We start from the raw sequence: 6,553 nt of genomic DNA on the forward strand, positions 1-6,553 counted from the left end.
CGGCGGCGCGCCCCCCCCGCGGCTGCCCAAGCTGTCAGCGACGACCAGCGGCGGGTACAACAACAACCTGAATTCGGTGAACGACCCGACGTCCGAGAATACCACGAAAAGCGCATCGGCCAGACTGTCGCTGACGATCCCGATCTTTCAGGGCGGACGTCCGTCGGCGCAGGTGCGCCAGGCGCAGTCGCGCACCAGCCAGGCGATCGAAAATTACGTCGAGGTTGAACGCAGCGTCATCGCCCAGACCCGCGGCGCTTATGCCGCCTGGCGCGCAAACGAGCAGATCATCGCCGCAACGCAGCAGGCAGTGAGCGCCAACGGCCTGTCGCTGGAGGGCGTGCGCGCCGAAAACAGCGTCGGCACGCGTTCGATCCTCGACATTTTGAATGCCGAACAGGAATATCTGAACACCCAGGTCCAGCTGGTGTCGGCGCAGCGTAACAGCTATGTCGCCGCCTTCTCGGTGCTCGCCGCGATGGGCAAGGCCGAAGCGCGCGACCTGGGGATTGAGGGCGGCGCGCTTTATGACCCTGAGGTCAATTACCAGCGCGTCAAAGGCCAGATCTTCGACTGGGCCGACGACCCAGCGCCGCAGCAGCAGGCAACCGACACCCGCGCTGTCCCGGCGGCAACCGCCAGCGTTCCGGTTGGGCCGCCCGCACTGCCGCGACAATAAAGCTTGGCAAAACTCGCCCCAAATCGGTAAGAGCATAGTTAACCATCCGGTAATCGCGTTGGTTTAGGGGGTTGGTTATGGGCGATATGTCGCGGGAACCATCGATGGAAGATATCTTGTCGTCGATCAGGCGCGTGATCGCACGCGATGAAGCCCCCGGTGCGGCACGCGAAATCACGCCCGCGGTCGCCGAAGATATTCTCGATCTGCACGACGAAGAAGATGACGGCGCCGAAGCTGCGCCCGCGGCTGACGAGCTGGTTTCCGAAGCCAGTGCCGATGCGGCGCGCCAATCACTCGAGGCGTTAACCGCCGCGATCGCACCCGCAGTTGCCGCCGCGACGGTTGCGGCGCCTGCCGCTGCGGGCCGCACGATGGAGGATGTCGTGCTCGACGCGCTGCGCCCGATGCTGAAAGACTGGCTCGACAGCAATCTGCCGCCGCTGGTCGAGACGATGGTAGCGAAGGAAATCAGCCGGATTACCGGGCGGCGGATTTAATCTCATAATCCTCCCTGTGGCGAAGCCATGGGGAAGTGGCAGCGCCCTTCGGCTGCCTTGCACGCGCTCAGGATAAACTGCACCGGAGGCGCAGCGCTGACGAAGGGGCTTTGGCGCGAAGGTTACGGCCCCTCCACCATTCGCTTCGCGAACGGTCCCCCTCCCCATCGCTACGCGACAGGGATTATCTACCCCGCCCAATCCTCGAGTAGGTAACGCGCGATCGCCAGCGGCGGCGGGGCCAGAAACGGCGCGCCCATGTCGCCCGCGAGCGCGCCTCGCACCTCCGCCTTGTCGACCCACATCGCCGCCTCGATCTCGGTCGTATCGAGGGTCAGCGCCGGATCGGTCGCGACGGCGCGGCAGCCGATCATCAGCGACGACGGAAAAGGCCAGGGCTGGCTCGCCACATAGGTTACGTCGGAAACGCGAATACCTGCCTCTTCGAACAATTCGCGCGCCACCGCCTCCTCTAGCGATTCGCCGGGCTCGACGAACCCCGCCAGCGCCGAGAAGAAGCCGGGCGGAAACCCGCCCTGCCGTCCGACCAGCACCCGCCCATCGCATTCGGCAAGCATGATGACGACCGGATCGACGCGCGGGAAATGTTCGGCATTGCAGCTACCGCAGCGCCGCCCCCAACCGGCGCGGAACACCTCGGTCGGCGTACCGCATACGGCGCAGAAACGATGCCGCGCGTGCCAGTCGACCAGACTGCGTGCGCCGCCGTACAATGCCGCTTCCTCGCCCGACAGCAGCGGCAGCAGGCGCATGACGGTCCGCGAGCGTGCGTCGATGCGCGCGCCTGTCGGCGCCTCGCGGACGAAATGCGGAACACCCGCGTCGTCGATACCGAGCAGCATCAGCGCGCGATCATCGGCAGGATCGAGCGGTTCCCAGCACAACCCACCTCCCTCGCCCGGCACACAATCGATCCCGTCGAGCAGCAAGCAGCGCGCGCGCGGGTCGGCCAGCGCCGCGGCAAAGCGGGCGGAATCGCTGCGCAGTTGGTCGGCGCGGTCGAGCCGCGCGCCGGTAAAGCCCAGCGGCAACGGCATCAGGCGATCACATCCTTGAAAAAGGTCTCGCCGAACTTCTCCTGAAACGGCAGCGCGCCCGAGGGCATATATTGCGCATAGGCCGCGGCGCGATAGCCCAGCCCGCGGTGGACAAAGCCGATCGTCCCCGCGGCGCCCGCCCAGCCAAAAATGCCGGCGCCGCCCGGCGAACTCGGCAGCGACACGCGCCCGCCCGCACCAAAGCCCTGACCGTCGATAAAAGTCCCTTTGCGGTTCACGCTGTCATCAATCAGGTTCGACATCGCAAGCCGTGCGGTCTCCACCTTCATCACGCGTTTCTCGCCGGTCGCACCCTCGCCGAGCAGCATCGCGAGGAAACGGTCATAATCGCGTGCGCTCGACACCAGCCCGCCGCCGCCAAACGGATAGGGCGGCGGGTCGAGATAGATCGAGCTGGTCGCGGGATCGAAGGGGATCAGCGCGCCGCCATAGGGTGCGTAATTGGTCGTGAAACGCTCGACGTCCTTGGCGCTGACCTGAAAACTCGTGCTGGTCATGCCCAGCGGATCGAACAGCCGCGCTTTCAGGAACGCGTCGAACGGCTGCCCCGCAGCGACCTCGATCACCCGGCCGAGCAGGTCGAGGCTGATCGAATAGCTCCACTGGGTGCCGGGTTCGTAGATCAGCGGCAGCGCCGCCAGCCGGTCGGCCATCGCCGCCAGGCTGGGTGCCGGCGTCACCGGCGCCATGCCAGGGATCGGCAAGCGGCTCGCCGAACCGCCGACGATACCGGCATCGTCATAGGCCTTTTTGATCGGCCCCTTCTGGATGATGTTATAGCCGAGCCCCGCGGTGTGGGTGAGCAGGTGCCGCACGGTAATCTGGGTTTTCGCCGGACGCAGGTCGGTGATCGACCCGTCGGGGGTGTTCTGGACCTGCATCCGGGCAAAGCCGGGCAGGAAATCGGCGATCGGCTGGTCGAGCTTCATCTTGCCGTCTTCGATCAGCAGCATCGCCGCGATGCCCGTCACTGGCTTGGTCATCGAATAGAGCCGCCACAGCGTGTCGGGACCGACCGGCACGGGGTCGCTCAGCGATTGCACCCCGGCGCCGAAAAATTCGGGCGTTCCCTGCCCCTTGCCGATCGCGGCGAGGGTGCCGGCGAGTTCGCGGCGGTCGACGAAGCCTTTGATGAAGGCGTGGGTTGCGGGGTAAAGCTGCGCCCCGCTTTCCCTGAATGCGAACGCAGCGCGCGGCAGGAGCGCGGCACTGCCACCCAGCGCCAGACCGCCGAGCAGCGCGCGGCGCGAAACCATCATGTTCATCCGTCTCTCTCCAGCATCTTGTCGATCAATTTGCGATAGAGCGTCGGCAGCCCCGCCGCGTCAAGGTCCGAGATCGGCCACCATTCGCCTTCCGCTGCGGCATCGCGGGATTCGCGATGCACGAGCTTCAGCGTCAGGTCGAAATGGGTGAAGCCATGATCGACCTCTGCGACGCCCGACTCGGTCGGGCGCGTATCGGTCCAGTCGCCGCCGGGCAGCGCGCGCATCCCGCCGAGCATGCCTTTGTCGGGGCGGCGGACAAGCCAGACCCGCTCCTCACGGACGATCCAGTGCGCCAGCCCGTGGCGACGCGGCTTGGCTTTCTTCGGCGGTTTGACCGGCAGCCGCTCGATATCGGGTCGCCCGCGCGCGCGGCAATCGGCCATCAGCGGACAGATTGCACAGGCTGGGCTGCGCGGGGTGCAAATCGTTGCGCCCAGATCCATCAGCGCCTGTGCGAAATCGCCCGGTCGATCCTGCGGCACCAGCGGCGCCAGCGCGGCGCGAATTTCGCGCTTGGCGAGTGGCAGCGGGGTCTCGATCAGGCGGTGGCGCGCCATGACTCTTTCGATATTGGCATCGACGACGACCGCCGGTCGGCCAAACGCGATCGCGGCGACAGAGGCCGCGGTATAGTCGCCGATCCCCGGCAGCGCGCGCAAAGCCGCCTCGCTCTCGGGAAAGCGCCCGCCATGCTCCGCGACGACGGCGCGCGCGCACGCGAGCAGATTGCGGGCGCGGGCATAATAGCCCAGCCCGGCCCACGCAGCCATGACATCGGCATCCTCGGCCGCCGCCAGATCGGCGACCGTCGGCCAGCATTGGGTAAAGCGCGCAAAATAGCCCGCGACCGCGGCGACCGTCGTCTGTTGCAACATGACCTCGGCCAGCCAGATGCGATAGGGATCGGGCACTGCATCGCTGCCCGGCGCAATCCGCCACGGCAGCGCCCGCGCCGAGGCGTCGTACCACGCCAGGACGCGCGGCGCGAAGTCGCGAACGATATGCTCATCGATTTCGGAAGTCTGGACGCTCACCCCCCGCCTATGGCATGGCACCCGCGATGACGAAAGACAGCGGCGACGGCCCGCCCGCCAAAAAGGCGGCGGCGAAGGCAGGGGCGAAAAAGCCCAAGGCGCCGGTGCGCGTCTATGAACGCCCGCGCGGCGGCGAAGCGCGCGCGATCTCCGACCTTGTCCCCGAAATCGGCCGCGCCGCCTTTCGCAAATTCGGTTTTATCCAGAGCTCGGTGGTCAGTCGCTGGCGCGAGATTGTCGGCGACCGGCTCGCCGACGTCACCCAGCCCGCGATGATCCGCTTTCCGGTCGGCGCCAAGGCGGGCGGGACGCTGCACCTGACGATCAGCGGCGCGCACGCGCCGATGTTGCAGCATGTCGCCCCCGACATCATCGCCGCGGTCAATCGCTTCTTTGGCTATGCCGCGGTCGCGCAGGTGCGGATGACCCACGGTCACGTAACCCCGGCGGCGCCCGTTCAGCCACCAGCCATGCTGAAACCCGTACCCGCGGAACTGGGGGACAGCCTGCGCGACATCGGCGACCCGGAACTGCGCACCGTGCTCGAACGCATGGCGGCAGGACTGGCCGCCGCGCCCAAACCTCCCCGGATCAGTTGAAGAAAGACCCGCTGCAGATGGCCGCATTTGACGCTACCTCGCTCGATCGCCGCACCGCCATCCTCGCGCTGTCGGGCGCCGCGGCGACGCTGATCGCCGCGACGCCAGCCAAAGCTGCGCTCTGGTCATCGAAGGTAACAACCAGCCCGATCGGCGCCCATGTTGTCGGCAACCCGGCAGCCAAGGTTCGGCTGGTCGAATATTTCAGCTACACGTGCCACGTCTGCGCCGACTTCGCGAAACTGGGCTCGGCACCGCTCAAGACGCAGTATATCGACCGCGGCCTTGTCCTGTTCGAATATCGCAATCTGGTGCGCGACCCGGTCGATATGACCGCGGCGCTGCTCGCCCGCTGTGGCGGCCCTGCCGCGTTCGCGCGCAACCATCAGGCGATCTTTACCGCTTTCGACACCTGGATGGCCAAGGTGACAAAGGCCACCGACGCGCAGAAAACAAGCTGGTTCGAAGGCACCACCGCCCAACGCGCGCGCAAGATCGCCGCTGACACCGGGCTCGCCGCGCTGATGCGCGCACGCGGTTATACGCAGCCGCAGCTCGACGCCGCGCTCGACAGCGAGGTTGCGCAGGCCGAACTCACCGGGATGACCAATATCGGGCGCGGCGCCGATCGCGTCGGCGGCACCCCGACATTTTTCATCAACGGCCGCAACGCCGAAGTCGTCGCCTGGCCGGCACTCAAATCGAAACTCGACCTCGCGATCAAGGGATCGTAAAAGCCCGCCTATCTTGTTTCCGGAGAACAGCACATCATGACCGCATCGCTTCGTATCGCCCTTCTCTCTTCGCTTGGCGCGCTCGCCCTGGCCGGTTGCGGCGGCGGTGCCAGCGACACCACCAAGGAACAGGATGTCGTCGCCAAGGTGGCGGCCCCCGCGGGCAAAAGCTGGTCGCAGGTCGTCAGCTTCGACGGCGACGGCGTGGTGATGGGCAACCCCGAAGCACCGATCAAACTCGAAGAATTCGGCGCCTTTACGTGCGGCCATTGTGCGCAGTTTACGAAGGATTCGCACGAAGAGCTCAAGCGCGACTACGTCGACACCGGCCGCGTGTCGTACAAGTTGACCCCGTTCATGCTACATCCGGTCGACGCGATCGCGGGTGCAATCGCGAAATGCGCTGGCCCCGACCGCTTTTTCCCGCTCGCCGACGCGACCTTCCTCGAACATGAAGCCTTCATTGCCGGGGCGCAGAAGCCGCAGCCGGGAATTGAAGCGGCGATGCAGCTGCCCCCCGAACAGCGCTTTACCGCGCTCGCCAAGGGTTGGGGCATCGATCAATTCTACCAGCAGCGCGGGGGACCCCCCCCGGCGAGACACGCGGGCCTGGCCAAGGTCGGCAAATTTGGGGCGAGGGAAAAGGGGACCCATGCGGGG

At 66.4% G+C, this 6,553-nt stretch carries 8 protein-coding genes; 5 read left to right on the forward strand and 3 right to left on the reverse strand.

Translation table 11 applies throughout. From position 1 onward, the window contains the following. Together K0M74_RS15520 and K0M74_RS15525 are read left to right on the forward strand one after the other, a co-directional pair. Window positions 1-679 (forward strand): TolC family protein (locus tag K0M74_RS15520; RefSeq protein ID WP_293974432.1); only part of this gene is annotated, 679 nt, incomplete at its 5' end. A 77-nt stretch (window positions 680-756) separates the two neighbouring features. Further along, window positions 757-1,179, forward strand: coding sequence for a DUF2497 domain-containing protein (locus K0M74_RS15525; protein WP_293974435.1), 423 nt, complete (start codon window positions 757-759; stop codon window positions 1,177-1,179). Between the two features lie 188 nt (window positions 1,180-1,367). On the opposite strand, the gene nudC is transcribed toward K0M74_RS15525, so the two are convergent. From nudC to K0M74_RS15540, 3 genes are read right to left on the reverse strand one after another with little or no spacing between them, the layout of a single operon-like run. Then, window positions 1,368-2,237 carry an NAD(+) diphosphatase gene (gene nudC / locus K0M74_RS15530; protein ID WP_293974438.1) on the reverse strand — a complete coding sequence of 290 codons (870 nt, stop codon included), beginning with the start codon at window positions 2,235-2,237 and terminating at the stop codon, window positions 1,368-1,370. Continuing rightward, entirely contained in the window at window positions 2,237-3,517 is a 1,281-nt protein-coding gene (locus K0M74_RS15535; RefSeq protein WP_366932680.1) for a serine hydrolase domain-containing protein, read from the reverse strand. Before K0M74_RS15535 ends, nudC begins: the two co-directional genes overlap by 1 nt. Before the next feature lie 2 nt (window positions 3,518-3,519). Continuing rightward, window positions 3,520-4,560 (reverse strand): A/G-specific adenine glycosylase, encoded by a 1,041-nt coding sequence (locus K0M74_RS15540; protein ID WP_293974444.1) that lies wholly within the window; start codon window positions 4,558-4,560, stop codon window positions 3,520-3,522. A 14-nt stretch (window positions 4,561-4,574) separates the two neighbouring features. Between K0M74_RS15540 and K0M74_RS15545 the strand changes: the two genes are divergently transcribed. From K0M74_RS15545 to K0M74_RS15555, 3 genes are all read left to right on the forward strand, one after another. After that, window positions 4,575-5,159 carry a DciA family protein gene (locus K0M74_RS15545; RefSeq protein WP_293974447.1) on the forward strand — a complete coding sequence of 195 codons (585 nt, stop codon included), beginning with the start codon at window positions 4,575-4,577 and terminating at the stop codon, window positions 5,157-5,159. Between the two features lie 17 nt (window positions 5,160-5,176). After that, entirely contained in the window at window positions 5,177-5,893 is a 717-nt protein-coding gene (locus tag K0M74_RS15550) for a thioredoxin domain-containing protein (protein WP_293974450.1), read from the forward strand. Window positions 5,894-5,929: 36 nt separating this feature from the next. Next, on the forward strand, window positions 5,930-6,553 hold a 624-nt coding region (locus K0M74_RS15555; RefSeq protein ID WP_293974454.1), incomplete at its 3' end, for a thioredoxin domain-containing protein.

The sequence above is a fragment of the Sphingopyxis sp. genome (genome assembly GCF_019459305.1).
Taxonomy (GTDB): domain Bacteria; phylum Pseudomonadota; class Alphaproteobacteria; order Sphingomonadales; family Sphingomonadaceae; genus Sphingopyxis.

Coding starts and splice junctions, on each gene's coding strand:
- K0M74_RS15525 (WP_293974435.1), top strand. CDS start 757: ATGGGCGATATGTCGCGGGAACCATCGATGGAAGATATCTTGTCGTCG.
- nudC (WP_293974438.1), bottom strand. CDS start 2,237: ATGCCGTTGCCGCTGGGCTTTACCGGCGCGCGGCTCGACCGCGCCGAC.
- K0M74_RS15535 (WP_366932680.1), bottom strand. CDS start 3,517: ATGATGGTTTCGCGCCGCGCGCTGCTCGGCGGTCTGGCGCTGGGTGGC.
- K0M74_RS15545 (WP_293974447.1), top strand. CDS start 4,575: ATGGCACCCGCGATGACGAAAGACAGCGGCGACGGCCCGCCCGCCAAA.
- K0M74_RS15550 (WP_293974450.1), top strand. CDS start 5,177: ATGGCCGCATTTGACGCTACCTCGCTCGATCGCCGCACCGCCATCCTC.